Origin of the sequence: Microbacterium alcoholitolerans (assembly GCF_050408615.1) — a bacterium.
Classification (GTDB): Bacteria; Actinomycetota; Actinomycetes; order Actinomycetales; family Microbacteriaceae; genus Microbacterium.
Genome location: NZ_JBNTKD010000001.1, coordinates 2,286,178 through 2,311,855 on the forward strand (window position 1 = coordinate 2,286,178; position 25,678 = coordinate 2,311,855).

Below are 25,678 nucleotides of genomic sequence, written 5' to 3' on the forward strand. Positions count from 1 at the left end.
AGCCACGCCGTAGGCTTGGGGCATGACAGACGTTCTGCCCTCCGGCCTCGCCGTCTCCGAGTTCAAATCCGCAATCCGTCCTCAGGACGACCTCTACCGCCACGTGAACGGCACGTGGCTGGACGCCGCTGAGATCCCCGCCGACAAGGCGCGCTGGGGCTCCTTCCACCTGCTCGCCGAGCAGGCCGAGAAGGACGTGCACGCCATCGTCGAGGAATCGCAGTCCGCCGAGCCCGGCACGCTCGCCCGCAAGGTCGGCGACCTGTTCACCAGCTTCATGGACACCGAGCGCATCGCCGCACTCGGCACCGCACCGCTGGCCGAGCAGCTCGCCAAGGTCGACGCCATCGACAGCATCCCCTCGTTCCTCGCCGCCGTCGGCGCATTCGACCGCGAGGGCGTCGCCGCGCTCATCGGCGTGTTCGTCGAGCCCGACCCCGGCAACCCCGAGCGCTACGTGCCCTTCGCGGTGCAGGCCGGCCTGTCGCTGCCGGATGAGAGCTACTACCGCCTCGAGAACTTCGAACAGACCCGCACCGCCTACCGCGAGCACCTCGAGCGGCTGCTCATCCTGGCATCCGTCGCCGACGCCGGCGACACCGCCGAGCGCGCCTTCGCGCTCGAGCACGACATCGCCGGTCACCACTGGGACAACGTCGCATCCCGCGACGCCGTGAAGACCTACAACCTGAAGACGTGGGAGGAATTCCAGGCGCTCGTCGGCGCCGACCTCTCCCCGTGGCGGGACGCTGTGTCCTCGGTCAACCCCGCCGCATTCGACGAACTGGTCGTTTTCCAGCCGAGCTTCTTCGAGGGCCTCGGCGCGCTGCTCGTCGAAGACCGCCTCGATGACTGGAAGGCCTGGCTGCGCGCCAAGGTCGTACACGGCCTGGCCGGATACCTGACCGACGACATCATCGACGAGAACTTCTCGTTCTACGGCACCGAGCTCACCGGCACCCCGACCATCCGCGAGCGCTGGAAGCGCGGCGTCTCGCTCGTCGAGGGATCGCTCGGCGACGCCGTCGGCAAGATCTACGTCGAGCGGCACTTCCCGCAGGCCTCGAAGGCCGCCATGGACGAACTGGTCGCCAACCTCATCGAGGCGTATCGCCAGAGCATCGAGAAGCTCGAGTGGATGGGCGCCGAGACCCGCGAGAAGGCTCTCGCCAAGCTCGCCACGTTCCGGCCGAAGATCGGGCATCCCGATGTCTGGCGCGACTACGACGCCGTCGAGATCGACGCGTCCGACCTCGTCGGCAACGCGCGCCGTGCGACCGTCTTCGAGCACGACCGGCAGATCTCAAAGGTCGGAAGACCCATCGACCGCGACGAGTGGTTCATGCCGCCGCAGATGGTCAACGCGTACTACAACCCGCTGATGAACGAGATCGTGTTCCCCGCGGCGATCCTGCAGTACCCGTTCTTCGACCCGAACCGCGACGCCGCCGCGAACTACGGCGGCATCGGCGCCGTCATCGGTCACGAGATCGGGCACGGCTTCGACGACCAGGGCAGCCGGTATGACCACGAGGGCCGCCTGGCCGACTGGTGGACCGACGACGACCGCGCCGCATTCGAGGAGCGCACCAAGGCGCTGATCGAGCAGTACGACGTGCTCGTACCGCTCGGGCTGACCGATGAGCACCGCGTCAACGGAGCGCTCACGATCGGTGAGAACATCGGCGACCTCGGCGGCCTCGGCATCGCACTGAAGGCATACGAGCTGTCGCTCGACGGTCAGGAGGCGCCCGTCATCGACGGGTACACCGGCGTGCAGCGGCTGCTGCTGTCGTGGGCGCAGGTCTGGCAGCAGAAGAGCCGCGAGGCAGAGACTATCCGTCTGCTGACCATCGACCCGCACTCGCCGAACGAGTTCCGCTGCAACCAGATCCTCAGCAACGTCGACGCGTTCTACGAGGCCTTCGACGTGAACGAGGGCGACGCCCTGCATCTGCCCGAGGAGCAGCGCGTCACGATCTGGTGAATTCCCTGGGACGGGGGAAGACGACAGCGGTACGATGAAGTCGGCGGTCGGGGTCGCGCACGGGGGAGGGTGATCTCGGAAACCGTCATCTCCCCGTCCCCCGTAAGGAAGAACTGCGTGGCCTCGCCCTCCGCTTCTGTCCCCGAGCCCGTTCAGGGCGACCGCGCATCGCGCCGCGGCGCACGGCACCGTGGTCGGCGCGCCCCGCGCCGTGCCGCCGTCGGACGTCGATCATTCACCTCGACGATGAGCGCGCTCGAGGAGCTCGCGCAGTCCGGCGCACAGGTGTCGGTGCACGTCGTCGACCTCGACACGGGCGAGCCCGTGCTCTCCGGCGACGACCACATCGCCCTTCCGATCGCCGGACTCGGCATCGTCCCGGTGCTCGTCGAGGTGGCAGCAGGAATGGATGCCGGGACGATCGATCCGCTGCAGATCGTCGACCGCGTCGGCGCGAACTTCGTCACCGGCTCCGGCCTCTGGCGCAGTCTGCGCGTTCCGGCGCTGCCGATGATCGACCTTGCGACCCTGGCGGCAGCCACCGGCGACCCGAACGCCGCCAACGCGCTGCTCGACGCGGTCGGGCATGAGCAGGTGCGCGCGCGCATCGTCAGCCTCGGGATGCCGCGCAGCGCCGTTCTGGATCGCTTCCGCGACAAGCGCGGCCCGGACGACGCCCCGCACGTGGCCGTCGGCACCACCCGCGAGTTCGCCCGCCTGTTCGCCTCGCTCGTGAACTCGGACGTGGTCAACGCGCGCGTCAGCTCGCAGGTCTCGGAGTGGCTGAGCCTGAATCACGACCTCAGCCTGGCCGCATCCGCCTCCGGACTCGACCCCTTCGCACACGACCACGACGCCCACGGCCTGCTCTTCATCAACAAGACCGGTCGCGGCCACGGCGTCCGCGCCGAGGCGGGCGTGCTGGCAGGGCCGCGAGCCGGCATCGCCTACGCGCTGACCGTGTGCTTCGACGACCTGTCGATCAGCCACCGACTGCGCGCGCACGACGCGTTCCGGGTGCTCGGCACCGACCTCATGGAGTACGCGCACTGAGCGCGTGACCGACTGGCGCGACTCGCTCGGGTCAGGGTGCTGGCCCACCTCGCTGACCCACCTCGCTGAGTCAGCGCACGCCCTTCATGAGCGAGAGCACGGTGCGCGCCGACAGCCACAGTCCGAGACCGACGAAGATCGCAATCGCGCCGAGGATCGAGAAGTACGGTGCCTCGTTCGACGGGTCGTAGAACTGCACGAGCCATCCGGAGATCGCGGTGCCGAGAGCGACCGACAGGAAGAACAGCGCGACCATCTGCGTCTGGAAGCGGGCCGGCGCGAGCTTCGTCGCCGCCGACAGCCCGATCGGCGAGATCAGCAGCTCGGCCACGGTGAACACGAACAGGATGCCCACGATCGCCAGCAGCGGGGTCGAGCCGGGGCCGCCGTTCGCGAATGGCAGGAACAGCAGGAACGCGCCGCCCATCACGATCGCCCCGAGGGCGAACTTCACGGGCGTCGAGGGCTGACGGGTGCCCAGTCGCGACCAGACGGCGGCGAAGACGCCTGAGAGCACGATGATGAAGATCGGGTTGATCGACTGCACCCACGACACCGGCATCTCCCAGCTGAAGATGACGCGATCGAGGCGCTTGTCGGAGTAGACGGTGAGCACGGTGAACTGCTGCTGGTACAGCGACCAGAACGCCACGCTGGTGATGAACAGCGGCACGAACGCCCACACCCGCGAGCGCTCCTTCACCTCGATGTGGCGGCTCGAGAGGATCACCGCGAAGTATGCGATGGTCGCCGCGAGCGCGCTGAGGATGACGATGGCCGAGAGGTTGTCGGCGCGCACGACGCCGATGAGCACGAGCACGACGATCACGACGATCGCTGCGATCGCGATGATCCCCACCAGCGGGTAGCGGTGGCGCGGCAGCGGGTTGTGCACCGTGTGCGCGCTCTCGGGCAGCTGCTTGCGGCCGAACGAGTACTGGATGAGTCCGGCGGTCATGCCGACTGCGGCGAGCCCGAAGCCCCAGTGGAAGCCGGCCGTCGACTGCAGCAGACCTGTCAGGATCGGACCGAAGAACGCACCGAGGTTGATGCCGAGGTAGAACAGCGAGAATCCGGCATCTCGCCGCGGGTCGTCGGAGCTGTACAGTGTGCCGACGACCGACGTCGCATTCGCCTTCAGCCCGCCGGAGCCGAGTGCGATCAGGACCAGACCGACCCCGACGCCGATGAGCCCTGGCAGCACCGCGAGCGACAGGTGCCCTGCGACGATGATGATCGCGCTGACGAACAGCACGCGCTCCGAGCCGAACATCCGATCCGCCAGCCAGGCGCCGAGGATCGTGGAGAGGTAGACCGCGCCGCCGTAGGCGCCGACGATGCCGCCGGCGATCGCCTCCGGCAGGCCGAGGCCGCCCTCGCTCATCGAGAAGTAGAGGTAGATCAGCAGGATGCCCTGCATGCCGTAGAAGCTGAAGCGCTCCCACATCTCCACGCCGAACAGGTGGACGAGCGCGCGGGGCTGTCCGAAGAAGCTGCGGTCGCGAGGATCGGGCGCGACGTCGGTCGGCGAAGAGGTCACCGCACAAGACTACGCGCGCGGGTGTCAGCCCGGGAGGGCCGGATGCTGCTCGGCGTGCGGGTGCCGGGGGATGAAGAACGTCAGCACCAGTGCGATGATGCCCGCGACGATCGCCAGCCAGAAGCAGAACTGGAACGCCTCGCGGGTGGGCACCGCGATGTCGCCGACCTGGATGCTCATCGAGGCGAGCACACCGCCCATGACGGCGGATGCCGTCGATGTGCCGACCGAGCGGAACAGGGCATTCAACCCGTTGGACGCTCCGGTCTCATTCGACGGCACAGCGCGCATGATGATCATCGGCATGGCCGCGAACGAGAAGCCGATGCCGACCCCGATGATCAGGTTCGCGACGAGCAGGTGCCAGACCTCGGTCGACCAGATGAGCACGAACACGTAGGCGAGCACGATCGCCGCCGTGCCGACGGTGAACAGCGGGCGTGGCCCGACCGTGCGCTCGAGGAAGCCGGAGAGCGGCGAGATAACCATCATCACCACGCCGGACGTGGCCACCACGAGCGCTGCCGAGAACATGTCGAGCCCCAGGCCCGATCCGGTCGCCACCGGCAGTTCGAGCAGCTGCGGGAACGTGACGTTGGACGAGAACAGGGCGAAGCCCATGCAGATCGCGGCGACGTTGGTGAACAGCACGGCGGGCCGTGCGGCAACGCGCAGATCCAGCAGCGGGTCGCGCGCCTTCAGCTGGTACCAGCCCCACAGCAGCAGCACGAGGATGCCCGCGATCAGGCTCGCCAGTGACATCGGCGCGACCCAGCCCCACTCCGCCCCTCGTGACACGTAGAGCAGCAGGCCGGTCAGACCGATCGCGAGTCCGATGGCGCCGAGGATGTCGAGTCGCCCCGGTGAGAGCAGCACGTCATCGGGCACGAAGGCCATCACCAGCACGGCGCCGATCGCCCCGAGGCCCGCGGCCAGCCAGAACAATGCATGCCAGTCGGCGTTCTGCGCGAGGAACGCCGCGACGGGCATCCCGATCGCGCCGCCGACGCCCATCGTCGCGCTCATCAGCGCGACCGAGGTGCCGAGGCGTGCCGGAGGCAGCACATCGCGCATGATCGCGATGCCGAGCGGAACCACGCCGGTCGTCGCGCCCTGCAGCCCGCGCCCGATGATGACGCCGACGATCGAGGTCGACAGCGCTGCGACCACAGAGCCGATGATCAGCACGATCAGCAGCGCGATCACCACACGGCGCTTGCCGTACATGTCACCGAGGCGGCCTGAGATCGGAGTCGCGACGGCGGCGACGAGCAATGTGATCGTGACGACCCAGGAGGTGTCTTCGCGCGAGGCGTTCAGCAGCTCGGGCAGCTCGGCCTGCAGCGGCACGACCAGCGTGAACATGAAGGCCGAGCAGAGTCCGACGAACGCCAGCACGGCGACGGTCGCGCCGCGAGGGGGTCTGCGTGTAAGTCGTCTTCTCGCCCTGTCATCCGCATTGCCCATCAGAGCAGGCTATCGCTCCGGCGCCATCGGGGGTCGCGCGCAGGGGCGAATGCAGCCGGTAGCGTCGGAGGCATGCTGCCTGCTGACTGGACACCGCACCGCCGCGACGACGGCGAGCTGCTCGGGTGGATCCACCCCTCCGCAGACGACTGGACCGCGATCGATCTGCTCGGACGCGTGGCATCCGAGCCTGTCGACTGGCTCGAGGCGGAGGCCGCGCTGGAGCAGGTTGGACTCGCCTGGCTTGCCGATGTGTGGATGCTCGAGGGCGAGGCGCCCGAGCCGCTGCGCGTGCGCTTCGTCGAGGTCACCCCGCCGGAGCAGGCCCGGACCGGCCGCGTCGTGGTGAAGGTGGACGACTTCGGGGACATGCAGCGCCCGCCCACCGAGCGCTTCACCCTGCCTTGGCCCGCACCTGCCCGCCTGCGCCCCGCCCGCCAGGGTGACCCGGACGGTCGGACTGTCAGTCGCTGAGTCCGCCGTCGGAACCCGCCGGTAGGGTGGCGTGCATGAGCACCGTGGCTCCAAACGATCCTGCGGCCGCAAGAGGGATCTCGCGCCGCACGCAGTCCGACATCTACCGCGCCGGCATCAGCGGCCAGCAGCCCGCCGTGCCGGTCGACGTGCATGCGCTGGACGCGGCAGCCCAGGCCGCCCTGTCCGAAGAGGCATACGCCTACATCGCAGGAGGGGCGGGAGCCGAGGTGACGGTCGCCGCGAATCGGGCGGCGTTCGACCGCTGGCAGGTGTGGCCCCGGCCGCTGCGCGACGTGACCAATCGCGACCTGTCGGTCGAGTTCCTCGGGCGCTCCCGCCCCACTCCGCTTCTGCTCGCCCCGCTCGGGGTGATGGAGCTTGCGCACCCGGAGGCCGATCTCGCCGTCGCCCGGGCCGCAGCATCCGCCGGCATCCCCTACACCGTCTCGAATCAGGCATCCTTCCCGCGCGAGCGCATCGTGCAGTCGGCGCCGGGGGCGCCACGCCTCTTCCAGCTGTACTGGTCGGCATCCGACGAGCTCAACGCGTCGCTGCTCGGCCGCGCCGAGGCATCCGGCTGCGAGGCCATCGTCGTCACCCTCGACACGCACCTGCTCGGCTGGCGCACCCGCGATCTCGACCTGGCCTACCTGCCGTTCACACGCGGGATGGGCATCGCCCAATACACCTCCGACCCCGTGTTCCAGCAGCTGGTGAAGGAACGGGCATCCGTCGCCGTCCCTGGCGGGCCGTCCGTGAAGGTGACTCCGAAGACCATCGCCGCCGGCGTCTCGATCGCCCGCAAGGGCGCACATCTCACCGGCAGCCACAACCTGCGTGACAATCTGCGCTCGCCACTGCCGCGTGCCGCGGTCGAGACGTTCCTCGAAGTCTTCTCGACTCCGACGCTCACGTGGGACGACCTGGCGAAGGCGCGGGAGTGGACGTCGCTGCCGATCATCCTGAAGGGGATCGTGCATCCCGACGACGCCGAGCACGCAGTGGATGTCGGACTCGACGGCGTCTGGATCTCGAATCACGGCGGACGCCAGATCGACCGCTCGGTGCCGACGCTGGATGTGCTCCCCGAGATCAGCGAGAAGGTCGGCGGGCGGGTGCCGGTCATCTTCGACTCCGGGGTGCGCACCGGGGCGGATGCCGCGATCGCCCTCGCCCTGGGTGCGGATCTCGTCGCGCTCGGCCGGCCGTACGCGTACGGGCTCGGCATCGCAGGCGAACAGGGTGTGCGCGAGGTGATCCGCAACGTTCTCGCCGAACTCGACATCACGCTGGGGCTCGCCGGCCTGACGTCGGTGGGTCAGCTCGACCGGGACGCGCTGCGGGCGGCCTGAACTCGCGGTACCACTATCGGCCGTCAGTGGTACCATCGGTGTATGGCGATGAATCTGCGGTTGCGGCCGGAGGCAGCGGCGGCGCTGAAAGCCGAGTCGGAGCGCACCGGACTCAGTCAGCAGGAGATCCTGCGCCGCGCCGTCGATGAGCACCTGGGGTTGGGGGAGAAGCCACGCGACGTCCTGCCGAACTGGGTCGAACCACCGACGCGCCGATACCGGGCAGTGACCCCTGCGCTCCGGCTTCCAGAGGGGCTGACCTCAGAGCAGATCCTCGATGAGCTCAGGGCTGACCGGATATGACAAGGGTCTATCTCGACTCGAGTGCGCTGATCAAACGCATCTTCGACGAGCGCGAGTCACTGGCACTTCGGGATGCTCTCACCGACGCCGAGCAGCAAGGCGTGCACCTGGTGACGTCCGCATTGGCGCGGGTCGAAGTCGGCAGAGTCGCACGCACGCGTATCGACGCCGATCTCCCGCGGGTTGTGGGAATGGCGGCGACCGAAGCGATGGACGGAATCTCGACGGCGCACCTGACTCGTACAGTGATGGACAGCGCCCGGATCATCGGTCCGCCGGTCCTGCGCACGCTCGACGCGATTCACCTCGCCACCGCTGTCGCCCTCAGCGTCGACGAGATCTGGACCTACGACATCCGCATGGCGCAGGTTGCCGAAGAACTGGGCATCCCTGCCGTCATGCCCGGCCGTGATTCCATAGACGGATGAGCGCACACGACGAGGTTCCCGCCGAGCAGCATCCCGCCGACACCGACTGGCACCGCTGGGCGCCGATCGGGCAGACGCTCGACGCGAGCCGGACGGTGGGCAGCGGACCGGTGCCGAGCATCGCCGCGTTCGAGCTGCTGCCCCTGGAGCCCATGCTCGTGCCCGAGAAGCCGCGCGGCGGCGAACTCGACCCGTCGAAGTGCCATCACTGCAAGCCGTCCGAGTTCACGATCTGGCAGGACGACGAGTGGCGCGTCAGCGGTGGCATGCAGGGCCCGACCGGCATCCCGTTCGTCGGTGCGATCTCGCCACGCCGCCACGTGAAGCTCGAGGATGCCCCGATCGACGTGCTCGCCGGCCTCGGACCGGTGCTGCAGAGGGTGTCCGAGGCGACGAAGGCGATCCCGGCCGTCGCACGGTGTCACTTCTCACGCTGGAACGACGGCTCGGCGCATCTGCATCTGTGGGCGTACGCGCGCCCGGCCGGGATGATGCAGGGCCGCGGCGCGATTCTGCCGTACTGGGAGCAGAGCATGCCCGCGATGCCCGAGGAGATGATGCAGGAGTACCTCGAGATCGTCGCGAACGCGCTCGCCTCGGACGGCGGCGAGGCGTTCCCCTACCGCTGACGGTTTCGGCATCCGGCGCAAGAGGGGCAGACTGGGGACGTGCGCACGATTCGAGATCTCGACACCGTTGAACTGATCATCGAGGCCCAGGGGCTGCTGGATTCCATCCGCGGGCCCGAGCGTGTGATCGATGCCGGAACCCTGCGTGCCCTGCAGCAGTCGGGCAACTACGTCGTCGGGCTCTTCGACGGCGACGACGGTGACGAGCGCATGGTGGGCGCGTCGGTGGCCTTCTTCGGAGTGCCGGGCCGGCGCACGATGCACTCGCACATCACCGCGCTGATTCCCGAGTACCGTGGCCGGGGCTGGGGCCGCGAGCTGAAGGAGCACCAGCGCCAGTGGGCGTTCTCCCGCGAGGTCGGCCGGATCACGTGGACCTTCGACCCGCTGGTCGCGCGCAACGCGCACTTCTTCCTCACCGTGCTGGGCGCGCGCGTGACCGACTACGTCGTGAACCAGTACGGCATCTTCGGCGGCGGTGACGCGGGCGACGAGAGCGACCGCTTCGACGTGGAGTGGTCACTGGCCGATATCGCCAAGCCGCCGGCATCCGACGCCGTCAAGGCGGCCCTTGAGATCCCCACCGACGTCGAGGCGATGCGCGTGTCCGACCCCGCCGCCGCACACGAATGGCGGCTGCGCCTGCGCGGCGAGGTCGAGCAGCTGCTCGCCCAGGGACTGAAGGTCGCCGGCTTCGAAGCAGGACGCGGCTATCTCTTCACGAAGTAGGCAGCACGAACGCCCCGGTGTCGCCGGGGTTGACTGCGATCTCCCAACGGAACCCGTCGGGGTCTGAGAAGTAGCCCGAGTAGCCACCCCACTCCCTGCGGGTTGCGGGGGAGACATCGGCGCCGAGCGTCGCCGCCTCGGCGAGCACCTCGTCGACCTCGGCCTCGCTGGCGAGATTGTGCGCCAGCGTGATCGGTGCGATTCGTGTGAGCTCTTGCGCCGGAGGGGTCGCCGGTAGGATGGGGATGCCCGTGTTCACGGGCGTTTCCCCGTAGCATCCGACCATTGGAGCCACCGTGGCCGAACAGTCCCGTCTTGACAAGGTCATCGCCCTCGCCCGCCACCGCGGGTTCGTGTTCCAAGCGGGTGAGATCTACGGCGGTTCCCGTTCGGCATGGGACTACGGCCCCCTCGGCACCGAGCTGAAGGAGAACATCCGCCGGCAGTGGTGGCAGACCTTCGTGCGCGGCCGCGGCGACATGGTGGGGCTGGACTCGAGCATCATCCTGCCCAAGCGGGTGTGGGAGGCCTCCGGCCACGTCGCGACGTTCTCCGACCCGCTGGTCGAGTGCCTCAGCTGCCACAAGCGCTTCCGCGCCGACAACCTCGTCGAGGACTTCGAGGCGCGCAAGGGCCGGGCGCCCGAGGGCGGGCTCGCCGGCGTTCCGTGCCCCAACTGCGGCAACAAGGGTCAGTACACCGAGCCGAAGGCGTTCTCCGGCCTGGTGAAGACCTACCTCGGCGTCGTCGACGACGAGTCGGGCCTGCATTTCATGCGCCCCGAGACCGCACAGGGCATCTTCGTGAACTTCTCGAACGTGCTGACCGCCTCGCGCAAGAAGCCGCCGTTCGGCATCGGCCAGGTCGGCAAGGCGTTCCGCAACGAGATCACACCGGGAAACTTCATCTTCCGCACCCGCGAGTTCGAGCAGATGGAGATCGAGTACTTCGTGCCGCCCGCCGAGGCGAACGAGTGGTTCGAGCACTGGGTCGAGGCCTGCTGGGCGTGGTTCGAGGATCTCGGCATCAACACCGAGAACATGCGCCGCTTCGACGTGCCGGCGGACGAGCGGGCGCACTACTCGGCCGCGACCATCGACTTCGAGTACCGCTTCGGCTTCCCGGGCAAGGAGTGGGGCGAGCTGATGGGCGTCGCCAACCGCACCGACTACGACCTGTCGAGCCACACCGAGGCGTCCGGCCAGAGCCTGACGTACTTCGACCAGGCATCCGGCGAACGCTACACGCCCTACGTGATCGAGCCGTCGTTCGGCCTGACCCGCTCGATGATGGCGTTCCTCGTGGATGCGTACGTCGAGGAAGAGGTGCCCAACGCGAAGGGCGGCACCGACACGCGCACCGTGCTGAAGCTCGACCCGCGCCTGGCTCCCGTCAAGATCGCCGTCCTCCCGCTATCGCGCAATGAGCGTCTGTCGCCGCTCGCGCGCGAGGTGGCTGACACGCTGCGCGGCAAGTGGACCGTCGACTTCGATGACGCGGGCGCCATCGGCCGCCGCTACCGCCGTCAGGACGAGGTCGGCACCCCGTTCTGCGTCACCGTCGACTTCGACTCGCTGGATGACCGTGCCGTCACCGTGCGCGATCGAGACACCATGGCGCAGGAGCGCGTGCCGCTCGACGCGCTGGAGCAGTACCTGGCCGAGCGCCTGCGCGGCGCCTGACCCTCTGCCTCACGGGCGAAGCCCCGATTCCAGCGGTTGGAATCGGGGCTTCGTCGCAGTGTCGGCTCAGAAGTCTTCGCCCTCGGCCTGCGAGGGGTGGCGGTCGAACCAGTACGGGCGGCCGATGTGCAGCAGCGCGTCGGTGTCGAAGGGGGTGGTGTCGTCGCGTTCCATGATGAGCTCCTTTGCGCGAGTGGATGGCTTGAATTCAGCTTCGCGTAGGGACTGACGCTCTTGCGTGGGGAACCGTGCGAAAGAAGGGTGGTTTCTTCGCCTGATGCAAGAGTCGTGCTCGGGTGCGCCGCACCCGGGCATCCGTCGTCGCTTGAGAACAGGCTCGTTCGCCGCGACAGGTCGGTTTCTCGAGAATCGGCCTGCTCTCAGCGAACCGCCTGATCTCGACAACAAGGGTCGGTTGGCGCGCACGGGCGGATGCCCGGTGCCATCACTACAGTGAAGATATGGTCACCGTGGATGAGAGCGGCAAAGCCGGCATGCAGCGGCGGCGCACCTGGCTCATCGGAGGCATCCTGCTCGTGGCGTGCGCGCTGATGACGCTGGTCGGCTGGATGGGCACGGTGCTCAGCATCGGGCGGCTGCCCTCAGTGCTGGTCTCAACGGCGTTCCTCCTCTTCGCGATCGGCATCGGACGGGGCGGGAGCGTCACGGCGCGGCGCCCCCTCGGCACCAGTGCACTGATCGCGCTGGCGCTGTGGCACGCGGGCGCTCCGTGGCTGTTCGACCTCATCCCGGATGCCGCGTACGACGCCCCGGATTCCTTCGCTGCCGCGCAGATGCTCACGATCACGGGCGTCGTGCTCGAGCTCGTGCTGGCGATCATCGCGGTCACCCAGATCGGACGCACCGGCGTCGTGCCCGCCCCGTGGCGATGGGCTCCGCTTTGGGTGCTGATCGCGATCATCGCCGGCCAGTTGCCGCAGACAGCGGCCCTGCTCGGGTCGATGGTCACCAGTCAGGACGCCCTGGTCACGATGAACGCCCTGTTCGCGTTGATCAATGCCGCCGGGGTGTGCTTCCTCGGCGTGCTGGCGATCGTGCTCGGTACGCGCCGCGAGCCGGCATCCGTCGTCGTGTACTGACGATCCTCGCCCCCGCTCACCTACGCCGCCCCTGCTCATTCCCGCAAACCGACCGGGGCGGGGTAGCCCAGCAGGGGCGGCGGCGGACGCCCCCGCGATATCAGCGGGCGATCCGCAGCGTGCGCACCTCGAACGGGCGCAGCGCGAGCTCGCCGCCGAGGCGCGGCTCGTCGAGCTCGTCCTCGATCAGGCTCACTTCTCGGATCCCCGTGTGCTCGAAGCCCACCGACAGCGCACCGGATGTCCGGCGTCCGAGCGACTCGTACACGCGGACGATCAGGTCGCCAGAGCGGTCGTCGGCTAGCTTCACCGAAGACACGATGATGCCGTGGCCGCTCACGGACACCAGCGGCTCGACCTGGTCCGCACCGCGCACGAGCGTGGCCGGCGCGTTGAGCGTGATGCCCTCGGCGGTCGCGATCTCGGCATCCGCGCCGATCACGAAGCCGACTTCGATCTGGTGCACCCCGTGGTCCGTCTCGGGATCGGGGAAGCGCGGAGCCCGAAGCAGCGACAACCGCACGGTGGTCGTCACGTCGTCACCATCCACCTCGCGCGAGGTGTCGTAGCCGTAGATCGAGTCATTCACAAGCGCGGCGCCGAAGCCGTCGTCCTCCTGGGCGAGCACGAAGCGGTGCATCGAGGTCTCGAACTTCGCCGCCTCCCAACTGGTGTTCACGTGCGTCACCCGACGCTGGAAGCCGAACTGCGTCTCGGCGAGCGTCTCGCGGGCGAACAGGTCGAGCGGGAAGGCGAGCTTGAGCAGCTTCTCGGTCTCGTTCCATTCGATGTCGTTGAGAAGCAGCACCGTGCGCGAATCGGGTCGCAGGATGATCGTCTGCTCGATCGCGGACTGCGAGAACTCCCGCTTGACGAGCACGGTCGCCGCGCCGTCGATGACGGATGCTGAGATCGACGCGACCGCCGTGAGGTCGTCGACCCGGTTCCTGTAGTACCGGTCGATGTCCCACGCGTCCCACATGTTGGGGAAGTCCTGGTGCAGCTGGAACAGGTTCGCGGGCTTGCCCGCCGGGATCGTCTCGCGCCCGGTGGCCTTGTCGATCGCCGAGGTGATCAGGCCGTCGGATGACACGACAACCGAGACCAGGTCGTTCTCGAGGCGCCATCCGCCCTGCGGTTCCTGAGCGAGCGGAGCGAGTCGAAGGGCGGTGAGGGTCGCGGGCCCACTCGCGAAGCTCTCGGCCGACACGACCGAGGCTCCCAGTGCACGTTCGCCGGATACCGCCGTGACTGATGTGGGGGTGAAGCGCAGCAGGGTATCGCCCTCGCCTGCGAGCACCCTTCGGGCATCGGCGGAGATCGCTTCAGCATCCGAGATGACGTCGCCCAGCGTCTCGGCGGCCTCGCGATGCACCCACGCGATCGATGTGCCGGGCAGGATGTCATGGAACTCGTGCAGCAGCACGAGCTGCCACAGCCGGTCGAACTCGTCGTAGGCGTACTCGGCGCCCCGCTGCACAGCGGCCGTCGCCGCCCACAGCTCGGCCTCGATGAGCGCCTGCTCCGCCCAGCGGTGCAGCGCCTTGGTCGTGTGCTGACTGGTGAGTGTGCCGCGATGCAGTTCGAGGTACAGCTCGCCGACCCACACGGCGGGGTCGGTGAGCTCGGCGCGGGCGTCTTCGAAGAAGGCATCCGGATGCTTCCACTCCACCCGCGCGGATCCTTCGAGCGAAGCGAGCCGGGCCGCCTTTCCGGTCATCTCGCGGGTCGTGCCGCCCCCACCGTCGCCCCAGCCCACCGGCGCGATCGACATCGTCGCCACGCGGTTCTCCTTGAACTGGCGGGAGGCCTTCGCGACCTCCGAGCCCGAGAGCTGCGCGTTGTACGTGTCCATCGGCGGGAAGTGGGTGAACATGCGCGAGCCGTCGATGCCCTCCCACAGGAACGAGTGGTGCGGGAAGATGTTGCGCTGGTTCCACGAGATCTTCTGCGTGAAGAACCACTCGAAGCCGGCGCGGCGCATCAGCTGCGGCAGCGCGGGGGAGTAGCCGAAGCTGTCGGGCAGCCAGACGCCCTTCGAGCGGATGCCGAATTCGCGCTCGAAGAAGCGCTGGCCGTGCGAGAACTGGCGCACCAGCGACTCTCCAGTGGGCATCACGGTGTCGGACTCAACCCACATGCCGCCCAGGGGCAGGAAGCGCCCGTCTTCGACGGCGGCCTTGACCCGCGACCACACCTCGGGGCGGTGCTCCTTGATTCAGGCGTACTGCTGGGCGCTCGACATGCCGTACTTGAAGTCGGGATCCTCATCGATCAGCGCCGTCATCGACGAGGTCGTGCGCGCGACCTTGCGGATCGTCTCGCGCACCGGCCACAGCCAGGCGGAGTCGATGTGCGCGTGACCGATGGCGGCGATGCGGTGCGCGCTCGCGTCGGCGGGGGATGCCAGCACCTCGGTCAGCTGCGCACGGGCATCCGACGCGGTCTCGACGATGCGCTGCAGGTCGAGCGCGTCGAGGGCATTGTCGAGCGCCTGCAGGATGCGCATCCGGCGCGGGCTCGTCTCGGGCAGCTCGGCTTGCAGCTCGATGAGCACCTCGAGGTCGAGAGCGAGATCGAACACCTCGGGCTCGAAGACAGCGAGGTCCATGTGCCGCACACGGTACAGCGGCTCGCGAGAGGCAGTGCCGATGTCGCCCTCCTGCGTCGGCAGGAACGGGTGGTAGTCGAGCAGCACCGGGTTCGAGGCGCCCTCGAGGTAGAACTCGACCGCGTCACCGGCGGAAGCGTCGACCGGCAGCCACTGGTTGCGCGGATTGAGACTCTTGACCGGGACGAGACCGGAATCACTGATCCGGTACGCCAGCGCCTCGCACTGGAAGCCGGTCATGTTGACGTCGAAGCCGAGGTCGATCAGCGCCTCGACCTTCCTGCCGGCCCACTCGGCCGGAACCTCTCCGCGCACGCGGAACCACGTCGTGCCCCACGCCGGCCCCCACATGCTGCCCGCCGTGAACGGCTGGAAATCGAGCCCGACGGCCTCGGACGGCGCGATCGGCTCGCCGGGCAGCTGATGCGCGGCGATCTCGAGCGGCACGCGGGCCGAGTGGATGGCGGGGCGCACCCGCTCGATGAGCACGCGGTTCGCGCGGCCTACGGTGAGCGAGGTCTCTTCATGCATCGGGGCGTCCCCTCAATCAGTCGGTGACAGGTCAGTCGACGACGGTGTTGTTCGACGAGTACGTCGCGACGCCCTGCGAGAGATCGGGATGCACCAACTCGGTGATCCCGCGGGCGGCGAGCGCCGTGGCATCCGATGCGTCCTTCGAGGTCACGAACGCGGCATTCACGCCGTCGGCGCAGGCGGCGACCCACGCCTCGAAGATCGGCCCGCCGGGTGCGAGGGCGCCGCGGCTGACGGGGGTGTCCTCGGCGTCCACCTCGATGACGATGCCGAGCGGGCGCGGCGGCGCCGCCCTCCTCTCACGCAGCTCGGGGATGATCTCGGCGAAGCGCCTGCCGATCGGCTTGGCGGCACCGGACTGATCGATCAGCCCGAGCGAGTACTCCAATTCGGGGAAGTCTGCGAGCGTGCGGCTGACGTCGTGCGAGCACCACCAGGTCACGCCCCAGAGGTTCTCGGTGCGCGCCGCATGGCGCACCGTCGCCTCGAGGAAGCCGGGCATCTCGTCGTCGGTCAGGCAGTTGGACGGCGCGCCGACCTCCTGCAGCCAGGTGCGCCGCTGCGGGTCCGTGGCGAACGCGCGGGTCACCTCGATCATGTACTCGGCGTGGCGATCGGATGCTGCCGAGCGGCCGCCGTAGCGCTGGGCCGTCCCGTTGAAGATCCACGAGTGCACGGTCGTCATCGCTCCCAGCCGCGCGGCCAGCGCCGGCGTGAAACCGTGCCCATCGAGATACCAGGCGGCGTCGTACTCGCTGTGCACGTGCTCCTGGTCGGGCGCGGCCGAGTCGGCCGCGTCGAGCAGGGCGGCGATCCAGCCGGCGGCCTCGTCGATGGTCACCGGCCAGGGAGCGGGATGCACGGATGCCGAGAACTGATTCGTCTCGTTCCCAGTGGTGAACCCGAGGAAGTTCTTCGCATCGCCGAGCTCCTGCGCGAGACGCTCGACGAGCGCGACCTGGCCGCTGAGGGCATCCGGGTGGGTGAACATGTTCTTGTCGTGCCAGGTGTACAGCCACGACGGAATGAAGTCGAAGCTCGACAGGTGCCCCTGGATCACGTCGACGCTGACGTCCAGACCGAACTCCGCGCCCACGTCGACGACGGCGCGCACATCGGCGACGGCCTCGGCGCGGATCAGCGTTCGGTTGGGCTGCAGCACCGGCCACAGCGGGAAGATCCGCAGGTGGTCGAGCCCCAGCTCGGCGAGTCCCGCGAAGTCACGGCGCACGTCGTCCAGGTTCAGCGACAGCCACGAGTGCATCCAGTTCGTCGACGGCGTGTAGTTCGCCCCGAAGCGCAGCGGCGCATCGAGAAGTGGCGCAGACATCGCGGTCCCTTCGTCACGTTGAGAGCATTCACCGCCATGCTACGGTCACGGCCGCACAGGCTGGCGACATAGACTCTCCAGGGCAACCCCCTGAGAGGACGACGATGACGGATATGCCGAAGAAGCACCAGGACTACAACCCCGGTCCGCGCGTGGGGATCACCTTCTCCACCTTCGACCTGCTGCACGCCGGCCACATCATGATGCTCGCTGAGGCGAAGCGGCAGTGCGACTACCTGATCTGCGGTCTGCAGATGGACCCGACGCTCGACCGCCCCGAGAAGAACGCTCCGACCCAGACGGTCGTCGAGCGCTACATCCAGCTGCGCGGCTGCGAGTACGTCGATGAGATCGTGCCCTACTCGACCGAGCAGGATCTCGAAGACATCCTCCGCTCATTCAAGCTCGATGTGCGCATCGTCGGCGACGAGTACGAGGATCGCGACTTCACCGGCCGCGAGTACTGCGAAGAGGCCGGCATCGAGCTGTACTTCAACAGCCGCAACCACCGCTTCTCGAGCTCCGGCCTGCGCAAGATCGTCGCAGCCAAAGAGGCCGAGCGGGTCTCTCGCGGCTGAACTCCGGTGGGCGGGCGGCTGACGCGCTCGGCGCTCAGGTGATCTCCGTCAGCTGAACGCCCTCGCTGCCGCCGCCCTCGGACCACGCGAGCGAGCGGGTCAGTATGCCACGCAGCACGCCGAGGTCGACCTGCTCCAGATCCTTGATGTACAGGCAACCGGCACCCGTCGTGTGCGGACCGAGGCGGGCCAGGTCGTTCGCGTACTCCGCGGTGGATTCCAGATAGATCGTCGAAGCGGCCTTGCGCGGTGCGAACGCGAGCAGCGGCATGTCGCCCTCGTTGCCGGTGGGGTAGCGGTAGTGGCAGCTGCCGAAGCCTATGATCGTGCCCCACAGCACGGGTTCACGTCCGGAGACCTCCTGCAGCAGAGCGGCCAGCGTCTCGGCATCCCGCTGCCGGCGCGCCGGTGTGACGGCCGCGATGAAAGCCCCGACGCTTCCGCCAGTCGGCTTCACTTCGTCGCCTTGTCGCTCTTCGCCGCAGCCGCTGCGGCTTTCATGGCCTTCTTGTGCTCGCGCACCTTGGTGAGCGACTCGGGCGAGACGATGTCGGCGACGCTGCGATACGCGCCCTCGTCGCCGTAAGGGGCGGATGCGTCGCGCCAGCCCTCTCCGGTGAAGCCGTACTGCTTGCCGAGCAGCGCGAGGAAGATCTTCGCCTTCTGCTCACCGAATCCCGGCAGCTTCTTGAGGCGCTTCAGCACCTCGCGGCCGTCCGGGTCGCCCTGCGTCCACAATGCCTCGGCGTCGCCGTCCCACTCGTCGACCAGGGTCTGGCACAGCGTCTGCACGCGCGTCGCCATCGACCCGGGGAACCGATGCACGGCGGGGGTCTGCTTGAACGCCTCGAGGAAGGCGTCCGGATCCATGGAGGCGATCGCCGTGGCATCCGATGCCCCGGTGCGCTGTTTGATCTTCAGCGGTCCCGCGAAAGCGGTCTCCATCGGCACCTGCTGGTCGAGCAGCATGCCCACCAGCAGCGCCAGCGGGTTGTCCGTGAGCAGTTCGTCGGCGGCGGTGTCTCCGGTGATGTGAAGGGCCATGACATCAGTGTCGCACCCGCGCCGCCGGCGCGGCGTGCGCTTGCCGCGGAGATGTGCGCTTCGCACGGACGGCGTGGCCGCATCCGTCCGCGCGAAGCGTGTCGGCGGAGAGAAGTATTCATCGGAGAAGTATTGCTACTCAGACGCAGCGACCAGACGGTCACCCCGACCAGCAGATGAACACGCATGTGTGTTTCTGTTCAGGGCGTGTTCAGCCGCTCGAGGATCTGCTTCATCTGGTCGATCTCCCGCTGTTGGGACGAGACGATCTGCCCGCAAAGCTCGACGATCTCGGGGTCAGTGATCGTCGATTGCTCGCACACGAGGATCGCCCGCGAGTGGTGGGGGATCATCGAGCGCAGGAACTGGTCGTCGCCTACGAATGCTTCTGCTCGCCCCATGAAGAACGCAACAAGGAAGAGAACGACGAAACCGACGAGCAGGCCGATTTTCAGCACCGTGTTGGGGAACATCTTCCACATCACTGCGATCATGATGATGCCCATCGGGAACACCATCATCAGTGCCATGTAGAGGTTGCTGATGTTGAGGAAGAGGTCACCGAGAACGTTGATCATCGCGAAGGTGAGGAAGTACATCACCACGAAGCTCAATGCGAGCGAGATGGCGAGCTTGAGGTAGCTCGCCATTCCGCCATGCTCTTGTTCGCTGGTCGCGGGTGTGTGCGCCTTGTCGCTCCCGTGCATGTTGTGGCTTGTCACAGCGCCTCCAGCAGTGCGGAGCAGGCCCGTTCACAGCGCCGGCAGGCTTCAGCGCACACGGTACAGTGCTCGTGCATGGTGTGCTTCTCGCACTCGTCGGCGCAACTGGCGCAGGCCTTGCGACAGGCCTCCAACGTCGCCCGGGTGAGGTTGGCGTCATATCCGGTGTGGCGAGACAGGACTCGGGCGGTAGCTTCGCAGAGGTCTGCGCAGTCGAGGTTTGTGCGGATGCACTTGGTCAGCTCGGTGACCATGTCCTCACTGAGGCAAGAGTCTGCGCAGGCGGTGCAGGCCTGAGCGCACTCCAGGCACGCGTCGATACAGGCGGCGAGAGCCTGCTGGTCGACGTGCCCGAGGTCGCGGGGATAGGTGCGGAGCATCTCCGCGGTCGCAGTCATGGTGGACTCCTTTCGTAGGAGTGCCTGACGTTACGCCGCACCGGGACCGACCATGAGGGCCTTGAATACCCTCCAGGGGCATGGTAGCCAGCGGCGGCGGTCTGTGGCCTGGTCAGCAGGTGTCCCGGCTAGCGGCCTCGGATGCGGCGGCGAGCTGTGAACCTTGCGGCGGTGAGGGCGGCCAGCCCGGCCCATAGCAGTAGCTGCGAAATGGCTGTGCCGAAGGCCACGCCGGGGGTGGTCCCTGTGCGTAGCTCCACGTTCTCGACCATGACGCCCTCCACGCCTGCGGGCAGTGACCTGATCGTCGCGCCGTCGGAGCGGATGATCTGGCTTGTTCCGACCGTCGAGATGTTGACGACCGTGCGGCCGGCTTCGATCGCTCGCATTCGGGCGAAGGCGAGCTGTTGCAGGTTCTCGTCGGTGCCGCGGAAGTCCGCGTTGTTGGTCTGGAAGACGAGGACTTGGGCTCCTGCTCGAACGCTCTCTCTGATCATCTCGTCGTAGATGACGTCGAAGCAGATGGCGAGCCCGACCTGGACCCCGTCGATGGAGACCGCAGGTGTGTCAGTGCCGGCGGCGTAGTCCCTCTGCAAGAGTCCCACGAGGTCCGGGGCCAGAGCGTTGTAGAAATCCCTGTCAGGCACGTACTCCCCGAAGGGAACCGGGTTGCGTTTGTCGTAGGTCTGCAGATCTTCGCGTTCAGGTGCCGGGCTGATGCTCGGGTCCCAGACGAAGGAGGTGTTGTAGAGCGCAGATCCATCGGTGGTGGCGGCGTTCGCCAGCAGCGGTGCACCAGCACGCCCGCTGATGCCGGTCAGGTAGCTGGCGAGGTACTCGTTCCGGAAGGGGTCGGCGTCCAAGCCTTCCGGCCAAACCAGCAGGTCAAGGTCCTCTCCGTACAACGGGTCGGTGGCAGCCGCTTGCGCATCGACGATGCCCCACGGCTTGCGCTCATCGAAGTACCCGGACGGGCCGTTGCCCTGGACGGCACCGATCCGCAGCGATCCTGCAGCGGCGGTCGGGAATGCCGGCATCAGCAGCAGTATCGCGACTGCGGACGCCGGAACGGCAACCCACGCAGGCTGCCGCCAGGAACGAGTGCGGGCGCACTCGACGGTTGCGGCCACGGCGAACACCATCAGGAAGCTCAGGCCGCTCACGCCCACCCACGAAGAGATCGCTGCGACCGGGCTCTCAGATTGCGACATTCCCAGCCGCGCCCAGGGCAGCCCGCCGTACGGCCACGTTCCGAGCACGACCTCGCGTCCGGTCCACAGCGCCGCCACCAGCGCAGGCAACAGCACGTGGCGTCCTAGGTGCCGGGGAATCCCTCGAGGCAGCCAGCGGTAGGCCAGGGCGATCGGGATCAATCCGAGCGCGGTCAACAACCCTTCCAAGGCGCTCAAGGCGATCCAGGGGATCGGACCGAGGTAGCGGGATGTCCAGAACACCAAGAGGGCGTAGAACACGAGCCCGAAGACAGCCCCCACTGCCAGGGAGCCGGCGACACTACGGCCGATCATGGCCAGCAGCACGAGCGCTGTGGCAATGTATGCGGCGGGCCAGACGCCTGCAGCGGGGTAAGCGAGGTCCATCAGGACCCCCGCCGCCGCCGCCGTGATGACTGCCAGCCAGCACGGCATGACCGGGCGTGACCGAACCACCTCACGAGGCTCCTGCCAGCCCGACGCTCCCCCTGCCAGGGACGTGCGGCCGATCAGGCGCAGTCGAGGCGGCGACGGCAGCTTCGCGCTCACACCGCTGGTCATGTGGGTTTTCGGCTGGAGACCACGGCACCCACGATGATGAGGAGCATCGCCATCGGGTAACCGGCAACAAGGTCGATCCACCCTTCGGGTTGCCCCGGCCCGAACGCTTCCAGGTGGCTGAGCCAGTGGATGATGGCGATGAGCGCGCCGATCACCATGACGGCCTGACCCGCTCGAAGGAAACGCCTCCGCAGTCGATAGTTCCGTGCGGGATCAGGATTCTCTCTGGATCGTGTCATCAGGTACTCCTTGTGGTGTGAAGGCGTGCTCCAAATCGACGGGGCGGTACGGCGAGAGCTCGGGATGCGGGTGGCGGCGGGTCTGGATGAGGAACAGGGCCAGGCCTCCTGCAGCGACGAGTATGGCTGTCAGCATGTTCACCTTGAGCCCCCACACTTCGAACTCCGTCGGGTCGATGCGGAATGATTCGAACCAGGCCCGGCCGGTGCCGTAGATCACCAGGTAGAGGCTGATGGCCCTCCCCCATCGAAGAGGGGTCTTTCGCTCGATCGTCAGGATGAGGGCTGCGCCGGCGAGGTTCCAGACCATCTCATACAGGAACAAAGGGTGGAAGAGGGTGTCCGGCGCCATTCCCGGCGGGAAGGCCGGACTGGTCGGGTCGATCTGCAGCCCCCACGGAAGGTCTGTCGGTGTGCCGAAGAGCTCCTGGTTGAAGTAGTTGCCGAACCTGCCGACCGCTTGAGCGATCAATAGCCCGGGGGCCAGCGCATCAGCGAAAGACAGCAACCGCAGCCCCGCCCGGCGGCAGGCGATGAATGCGCCGAGGCTTCCAGCGAGGATGGCGCCGAAGATCGCGAGACCACCCTCCCAGACGAACAGGGTGCGCCACAGATTCGCGCCCGGATAGAAGTAGTCCCCAGGGTGAGTGATGACGTGGTAGACGCGGCCTCCGGCGATGCCTATCGGTACGGCCCAAAGAGCGATGTCGACGACGACTCCTGGTTTCGCTCCTCGCTGACGCAGACGGCGCGCGGTCAACCAGACAGCGAGGATGATGCCCACGATGATGAACAGCGCATAGAACCGGACCGTGAAGGGGCCGAGCTCAATACCGTTGGTGCTGGGGCTCGGGATCGACATTGAGGTCATCCGGGCTCCGCCTGCGAATCGCCCGTGTCGGAGCCGGGAGCCATACCGCTGTGTGCGGCGGCGGCCTGGGCTGCTCGTTCCGCGCGGAGGTCTTTCTCAATTCGTGCGTACGCTGCTCGTTCGTTGCGATCGGCGCGGAGGATCCCCCGCAAGACGAACCAGAACACGGCACTGATCGCGAGAGTCGGGATGATCGACCAGAGGGCGTTGATCCAGAGGTCATCGAGAATCATGCCGCGCCCCTCGAGGTTCCCGGAACACGAGAGCGACACCGATGATCGTGGCGATGACCCCCACCTCGCCACTGAGGATCGTGTACGTCCAGACGGTGCCAGCGCCACCGCGCTGAGCGTCGATGATCAGGTGCATCACGGTCAACGCGGGGCCGATGAACAACAGCGCCCACCCGAGACGCACGAGCCTTCGGTGCCCGCGATTCGCAGGGTGGGGCGTCGATGGGGCATGGTCGTCGGCGTGTGGTGAACATGTCTGGCACACGGGAAGGCGGTTCATCCGAACATGCCCCCGATCAGGAAGTAGCTGGCGATCGTCAGCACGATGACCAGGAGCGTGCCGGCCGTGATGAAGAACGCCGGATTCTTGAGAAGACTTGTGGGACGGTCCATGTGCATCTCCTGACTCGGACTCGTAAGTGGGTTAGCGGGCCGGGGAGAGAACGCGAGCCGAATCGGGGGTGATCTCCACCACGCCGCGATCGTCGACGAGGATGAACCTGTCTTCCCCGATAACGCTGAACGCCTGCGCGGCACCCTGGACGGTATCCAGACTCTGCCAGGCCCCGTCCGGGCCCTGCGACCACACGGAGCCGTCGGTGCCGACACCGGCGAGCGAGCCGTCCGCGGCCGCATCCAGTGTGTAGAGCACCGGCGCTCCCGTGGCCGGGGTGAATGTCCGGCCCTGGTCCGTGCTGACCTGCAGGCCCGCTTCGGTGGCGGCGTAGAGACCGTCATCGGTGGCGGCGAGGTCTGCGGCGGCGAACGAAGCGCCAGGGGTCCAGGTGCGGCCCTCATCCACGCTGATCAGCAGTTCCACCTCGGTCGACGCGAATCCGTAGAGCGTCCCATCGGGGCCTGCGGTGAGGACGTGGAAGTCCGCGCTGCCATTGAGCGCTACAGGTGACCAGGTTTCACCGAAATCGTCGCTGCGAATGATCCCCAGGTTTGGGGCCCCGAGCTCAGCGGACGTTTCCATCCCGGGGTGGCCGGAGGCGAACAAGGTGTCGTCCAGGACCGTGAATCCCATGGCATCGAAGTCGTGACCGCCGATAGGTCCAGCGACTGTCCCGGACGGGGTGAGGGTGAAGATGCCGGTGTGCGTGGCGATGAAGAGGTCCTCGCCTCGCGGGTCTGCAGCGACGCCGTGAATATGGCCGATGGTCGGCGGGACGGCGGCGGGCTCGTCAGCTTGCGCAGTGCAGCCGGTGATGGTGAGTGCGACGCCCGTGATGCAGAGGGCTGTCAGGGAGAGGATGGGGCGATTCATGAGGGGCTCCGTGGGGCGGATGGTCGCCGACGTGGTCAATCTCGGAACACTCGAACGCGTGGGTTCAGCGTCAGGAGAGTGACGGGCGGCTGAGATGAGGTGTGCGCGTCAGGGGCGTGAGAGCGGGGTGGGTCGGTTCGGGCCCGACCCACCCCGCGGTCTCAGAGCTCGCTGAGGAGTGCCTGCATGGTGGAGATCTCGGCCGTCTGGTCGTCGATCACCTGCTGAGCGAGCTCGAGGACATCCGGATTCTTCGCGTCCTCGAGGGCCGTCTCTGCCATGTCGACGGCGCCCTCGTGATGCTTGATCATCTGCTCGAGGAACAGACGGCTGGCCTCGGCAGCGTCTGCGCTCTCCAGCGCGGCCATGTCCTCCTCGGACATCATCCCGTCCATCGAACCGCCCATGGACCCGTGATCCATGTCTTCGGTGGCGTCAGGGTCGTACTCGACGCCCCAATCCTCAAGCCAGCCGCGCATCCGGTCGATCTCGGGGCCCTGGGCCTGTTTGATCTGCTCGGCGAGATCCGCGACGCGCGGATCCAGGCCGTCCTTCGCGAGGACCATGTCCGACATCTCAACGGCTTGCTGGTGATGCGGGATCATCATGGTGACGAACATCTCGTCCGCTTCAGTCGCCGCCGCGTTCGGTGCCTCGGACGACGAGGTTGCCTCTCCGGTGGGGGCGGACGCGTCCGTGCAGCCAGTAAGGACCAGGGCGAGGCTGAGCACGCCTGTGCTCAGCGCAAGGGGGAGCTTCTTCATCATCGTTCCTTCGATTCAGTCTGAGAAAGGGTCGACGCAGCTGCCGCCCGTCCGGGACGGTGCTGCATGTCGGCACGGCGCCGATGTCGACCGCTCAGGTACGACTGATCGAAAGAAGGGTCAGTGACGGGGCGCGGCTCAGTGTGCGCGCGGCGCCCGGCCGGAGCCTGGGGAGGATCGACATCAGGGGAGGCCCGAGTCGGTACGAGAACCCGGGACGCAGAAGCAGCACAAGGCCAGCAAGAAGAGCAAGAACGCATGCGGTGATCATGTCCGCGTGCCCACCCGCGGGGCCGGACATGCAGGCGTCATCGCATACGGCGAGCCCCGACGTGGCGGGGGCCGCCGTCCCATCGCTTTGCGCGTTCCCGGACGAGTGCATGCTGTTCTCGGAAACCGCGTGCGCAGGTGCGGCGGTTCGGTGACCGGCCGCGTCGGCGGTGAAGGTGTGCATGCCCAAGAGCCCGACGATGATTGTCAGAGCAGCCGTCGCGAGCAGGAGCGCTCCACGCAGCGAGATCTGCGGGCGCAAGCCGCGGCGCGCGACATTCATGCTCTACCTCCG

General features: G+C 67.5%; 27 protein-coding genes and 1 pseudogene. 11 read left to right on the plus strand and 17 right to left on the minus strand.

What is annotated here, in order from left to right; translation table 11 throughout:
• The first annotated feature begins 22 nt into the window (after positions 1-22).
• On the plus strand, positions 23-1,987 hold the full coding sequence (locus tag ACQUSX_RS10935) for a M13 family metallopeptidase (protein ID WP_428906959.1): 1,965 nt from the start codon (positions 23-25) through the stop codon (positions 1,985-1,987).
• A 117-nt stretch (positions 1,988-2,104) separates the two neighbouring features.
• A complete protein-coding gene (locus tag ACQUSX_RS10940; protein ID WP_428906960.1) occupies positions 2,105-3,040 on the plus strand; it encodes a serine hydrolase in 936 nt (311 codons plus the stop codon).
• Between the two features lie 70 nt (positions 3,041-3,110).
• On the opposite strand, the gene ACQUSX_RS10945 is transcribed toward ACQUSX_RS10940, so the two are convergent.
• Both ACQUSX_RS10945 and ACQUSX_RS10950 read right to left on the minus strand, forming a co-directional pair.
• The gene (locus ACQUSX_RS10945) at positions 3,111-4,580 is read right to left on the minus strand and encodes a peptide MFS transporter (protein WP_428906961.1); all 1,470 of its coding nucleotides are present in this window, start codon (positions 4,578-4,580) and stop codon (positions 3,111-3,113) included.
• A 24-nt stretch (positions 4,581-4,604) separates the two neighbouring features.
• Positions 4,605-6,047 carry an MFS transporter gene (locus tag ACQUSX_RS10950; RefSeq protein ID WP_428906962.1) on the minus strand — a complete coding sequence of 481 codons (1,443 nt, stop codon included), beginning with the start codon at positions 6,045-6,047 and terminating at the stop codon, positions 4,605-4,607.
• A gap of 72 nt (positions 6,048-6,119) precedes the next feature.
• Between ACQUSX_RS10950 and ACQUSX_RS10955 the strand changes: the two genes are divergently transcribed.
• The 6 genes from ACQUSX_RS10955 to ACQUSX_RS10980 are packed head-to-tail and all read left to right on the plus strand — an operon-like array spanning position 6,120 to position 9,965.
• On the plus strand, positions 6,120-6,521 hold the full coding sequence (locus ACQUSX_RS10955; RefSeq protein ID WP_428906963.1) for a hypothetical protein: 402 nt from the start codon (positions 6,120-6,122) through the stop codon (positions 6,519-6,521).
• 35 nt (positions 6,522-6,556) lie between these two features.
• A complete protein-coding gene (locus ACQUSX_RS10960; protein WP_428906964.1) occupies positions 6,557-7,876 on the plus strand; it encodes an alpha-hydroxy-acid oxidizing protein in 1,320 nt (439 codons plus the stop codon).
• A gap of 42 nt (positions 7,877-7,918) precedes the next feature.
• Complete coding sequence (locus ACQUSX_RS10965; RefSeq protein WP_428906965.1) at positions 7,919-8,179, plus strand: ribbon-helix-helix protein, CopG family; 261 nt, start codon at positions 7,919-7,921, stop codon at positions 8,177-8,179.
• The gene (locus tag ACQUSX_RS10970) at positions 8,176-8,607 is read left to right on the plus strand and encodes a type II toxin-antitoxin system VapC family toxin (RefSeq protein WP_428906966.1); all 432 of its coding nucleotides are present in this window, start codon (positions 8,176-8,178) and stop codon (positions 8,605-8,607) included. The genes ACQUSX_RS10965 and ACQUSX_RS10970 overlap by 4 nt, the downstream gene beginning before the upstream one ends.
• On the plus strand, positions 8,604-9,236 hold the full coding sequence (locus ACQUSX_RS10975) for a hypothetical protein (protein ID WP_428906967.1): 633 nt from the start codon (positions 8,604-8,606) through the stop codon (positions 9,234-9,236). Before ACQUSX_RS10970 ends, ACQUSX_RS10975 begins: the two co-directional genes overlap by 4 nt.
• A gap of 39 nt (positions 9,237-9,275) precedes the next feature.
• Positions 9,276-9,965: a GNAT family N-acetyltransferase gene (locus ACQUSX_RS10980; RefSeq protein ID WP_428906968.1), complete on the plus strand. Its 690-nt coding sequence runs from the start codon at positions 9,276-9,278 to the stop codon at positions 9,963-9,965.
• Here ACQUSX_RS10980 and ACQUSX_RS10985 read toward each other — a convergent pair.
• Complete coding sequence (locus ACQUSX_RS10985) at positions 9,955-10,224, minus strand: VOC family protein (protein ID WP_428906969.1); 270 nt, start codon at positions 10,222-10,224, stop codon at positions 9,955-9,957. The two genes, ACQUSX_RS10980 and ACQUSX_RS10985, sit on opposite strands and share 11 nt — an antisense overlap.
• A 37-nt stretch (positions 10,225-10,261) precedes the next feature.
• Here ACQUSX_RS10985 and ACQUSX_RS10990 point away from each other — a divergent pair, with 37 nt between their 5' ends.
• Together ACQUSX_RS10990 and ACQUSX_RS10995 are read left to right on the plus strand one after the other, a co-directional pair.
• Positions 10,262-11,647, plus strand: coding sequence for a glycine--tRNA ligase (locus tag ACQUSX_RS10990; RefSeq protein ID WP_428906970.1), 1,386 nt, complete (start codon positions 10,262-10,264; stop codon positions 11,645-11,647).
• 461 nt (positions 11,648-12,108) lie between these two features.
• Positions 12,109-12,747: a hypothetical protein gene (locus tag ACQUSX_RS10995; RefSeq protein WP_428906971.1), complete on the plus strand. Its 639-nt coding sequence runs from the start codon at positions 12,109-12,111 to the stop codon at positions 12,745-12,747.
• Positions 12,748-12,847: 100 nt separating this feature from the next.
• Here the strand turns inward: ACQUSX_RS10995 and ACQUSX_RS11000 are convergent.
• Both ACQUSX_RS11000 and ACQUSX_RS11005 read right to left on the minus strand, forming a co-directional pair.
• A pseudogene (locus tag ACQUSX_RS11000) lies at positions 12,848-15,889 on the minus strand (alpha-mannosidase).
• A 31-nt stretch (positions 15,890-15,920) separates the two neighbouring features.
• Positions 15,921-17,222: a glycoside hydrolase 5 family protein gene (locus ACQUSX_RS11005; RefSeq protein WP_428906972.1), complete on the minus strand. Its 1,302-nt coding sequence runs from the start codon at positions 17,220-17,222 to the stop codon at positions 15,921-15,923.
• A gap of 104 nt (positions 17,223-17,326) precedes the next feature.
• Here ACQUSX_RS11005 and ACQUSX_RS11010 point away from each other — a divergent pair, with 104 nt between their 5' ends.
• The gene (locus ACQUSX_RS11010; RefSeq protein WP_428906973.1) at positions 17,327-17,800 is read left to right on the plus strand and encodes an adenylyltransferase/cytidyltransferase family protein; all 474 of its coding nucleotides are present in this window, start codon (positions 17,327-17,329) and stop codon (positions 17,798-17,800) included.
• Positions 17,801-17,834: 34 nt separating this feature from the next.
• Here ACQUSX_RS11010 and ACQUSX_RS11015 read toward each other — a convergent pair whose 3' ends face one another.
• The 12 genes from ACQUSX_RS11015 to ACQUSX_RS11070 form a co-directional block, all read right to left on the minus strand.
• The gene (locus ACQUSX_RS11015; RefSeq protein WP_428906974.1) at positions 17,835-18,257 is read right to left on the minus strand and encodes a DUF1801 domain-containing protein; all 423 of its coding nucleotides are present in this window, start codon (positions 18,255-18,257) and stop codon (positions 17,835-17,837) included.
• The gene (locus tag ACQUSX_RS11020; protein ID WP_428906975.1) at positions 18,254-18,844 is read right to left on the minus strand and encodes an HhH-GPD-type base excision DNA repair protein; all 591 of its coding nucleotides are present in this window, start codon (positions 18,842-18,844) and stop codon (positions 18,254-18,256) included. Before ACQUSX_RS11020 ends, ACQUSX_RS11015 begins: the two co-directional genes overlap by 4 nt.
• A 200-nt stretch (positions 18,845-19,044) precedes the next feature.
• Positions 19,045-19,494 carry a DUF305 domain-containing protein gene (locus ACQUSX_RS11025; protein ID WP_428906976.1) on the minus strand — a complete coding sequence of 150 codons (450 nt, stop codon included), beginning with the start codon at positions 19,492-19,494 and terminating at the stop codon, positions 19,045-19,047.
• Positions 19,495-19,562: 68 nt separating this feature from the next.
• Entirely contained in the window at positions 19,563-19,964 is a 402-nt protein-coding gene (locus ACQUSX_RS11030; protein WP_400836989.1) for a four-helix bundle copper-binding protein, read from the minus strand.
• A gap of 128 nt (positions 19,965-20,092) precedes the next feature.
• Positions 20,093-21,610 (minus strand): apolipoprotein N-acyltransferase, encoded by a 1,518-nt coding sequence (gene lnt / locus ACQUSX_RS11035; RefSeq protein ID WP_428907630.1) that lies wholly within the window; start codon positions 21,608-21,610, stop codon positions 20,093-20,095.
• A 122-nt stretch (positions 21,611-21,732) separates the two neighbouring features.
• The gene (locus ACQUSX_RS11040) at positions 21,733-21,894 is read right to left on the minus strand and encodes a hypothetical protein (RefSeq protein ID WP_428906977.1); all 162 of its coding nucleotides are present in this window, start codon (positions 21,892-21,894) and stop codon (positions 21,733-21,735) included.
• 55 nt (positions 21,895-21,949) lie between these two features.
• Positions 21,950-22,846: a prolipoprotein diacylglyceryl transferase gene (gene lgt / locus ACQUSX_RS11045; RefSeq protein ID WP_428906978.1), complete on the minus strand. Its 897-nt coding sequence runs from the start codon at positions 22,844-22,846 to the stop codon at positions 21,950-21,952.
• Positions 22,843-23,079, minus strand: coding sequence for a hypothetical protein (locus tag ACQUSX_RS11050; protein ID WP_428929970.1), 237 nt, complete (start codon positions 23,077-23,079; stop codon positions 22,843-22,845). Before ACQUSX_RS11050 ends, lgt begins: the two co-directional genes overlap by 4 nt.
• A complete protein-coding gene (locus tag ACQUSX_RS11055; protein ID WP_099196975.1) occupies positions 23,066-23,263 on the minus strand; it encodes a hypothetical protein in 198 nt (65 codons plus the stop codon). The genes ACQUSX_RS11050 and ACQUSX_RS11055 overlap by 14 nt, the downstream gene beginning before the upstream one ends.
• A 240-nt stretch (positions 23,264-23,503) precedes the next feature.
• Positions 23,504-24,349, minus strand: coding sequence for a F510_1955 family glycosylhydrolase (locus ACQUSX_RS11060; RefSeq protein ID WP_428906979.1), 846 nt, complete (start codon positions 24,347-24,349; stop codon positions 23,504-23,506).
• Between the two features lie 161 nt (positions 24,350-24,510).
• A complete protein-coding gene (locus tag ACQUSX_RS11065; protein ID WP_330171962.1) occupies positions 24,511-25,113 on the minus strand; it encodes a DUF305 domain-containing protein in 603 nt (200 codons plus the stop codon).
• Between the two features lie 94 nt (positions 25,114-25,207).
• On the minus strand, positions 25,208-25,666 hold the full coding sequence (locus ACQUSX_RS11070) for a DUF6153 family protein (RefSeq protein WP_330171164.1): 459 nt from the start codon (positions 25,664-25,666) through the stop codon (positions 25,208-25,210).
• Positions 25,667-25,678 lie beyond the last annotated feature (12 nt).